Raw genomic sequence first — 905 nt, 5'->3', positions numbered from 1 at the left:
GGGTCTGTGTCATCACAATCCGTATCAGAGTTCTCGCCATCGCCATCGGCATCTACGGTATCAAGAGTTTCAGGGTTACAATCGTTATCTATCCCATCGTAAAGAATTTCGGTAGCTGAAGAGTTCACTGCTGGATCTGTGTCATCACAATCCGTATCAGAGTTCTCGCCATCGCCATCAGCATCTACCGTGTCTGGTGTTTCAGGGTTACAATCGTTATCTATCCCGTCATAAAGAATTTCGGTAGCTGAAGAGTTTACTGCTGGATCTGTGTCATCACAATCCGTATCAGCAGTCTCACCATCGCCATCGGCATCTTCAGCTTCCTCACCTTCAAGGGTAAATGTCATGTAATCAAAACTAGGGCCGCTATCTAAAGTTCTAAACCTAATTAGTAGAGGACCAGCTGGTAATTCAAAAGATCCTAAATTATCTGTTGTTACATAAACGCTTTGTGGTAATCCCCCATCAAGTGTTGAATCATATAACAACGTTTTATTAGTGCCGTCTGTATTGTGCGAGTACACTTTAATGTCTTTACTTGTTCCGCCATGCCTGTAGTTCACTCCCATATGGTAAGTACCAGCGGTTACAACATTTACGGTGTATATAGTGTATTCGTTGGGTAGCACATCTGTAAGTACATTGCCAGTTGCGCCAGCCTTAATATCAACATCACTAGACAGTCTAACCGTTTGTGTGCCAGATGTAGAGCCACCTTCAGTTCTATCGTTATACGTTCCTAAAACTCCAGGAGGAATGTCATCTGTATCATCACTAAAGTTTGCACCGTCTCCAGAAGGGTCGGAGCTTAGCGCGTCATAATTTTCAAGCTCAATAACTACAGGTACATTAGGAGTAGCTCCAAGTTGCGGTATTACGCCATTGTATGCCACACCATTGTA

The 905-nt window shown here is 43.4% G+C and carries 1 protein-coding gene; it reads right to left on the bottom strand.

Annotated features, from left to right (window positions below; translation table 11 throughout):
• Positions 1–905 (bottom strand): MopE-related protein (locus tag JS605_RS17445; protein WP_203259009.1); only part of this gene is annotated, 905 nt, incomplete at both ends.

Source organism: Hyunsoonleella ulvae (assembly GCF_016827605.1).
In the GTDB taxonomy this organism is placed as follows: domain Bacteria; phylum Bacteroidota; class Bacteroidia; order Flavobacteriales; family Flavobacteriaceae; genus Jejuia; species Jejuia ulvae.
This window is presented reverse-complemented; position numbering and strand designations above follow the sequence as displayed.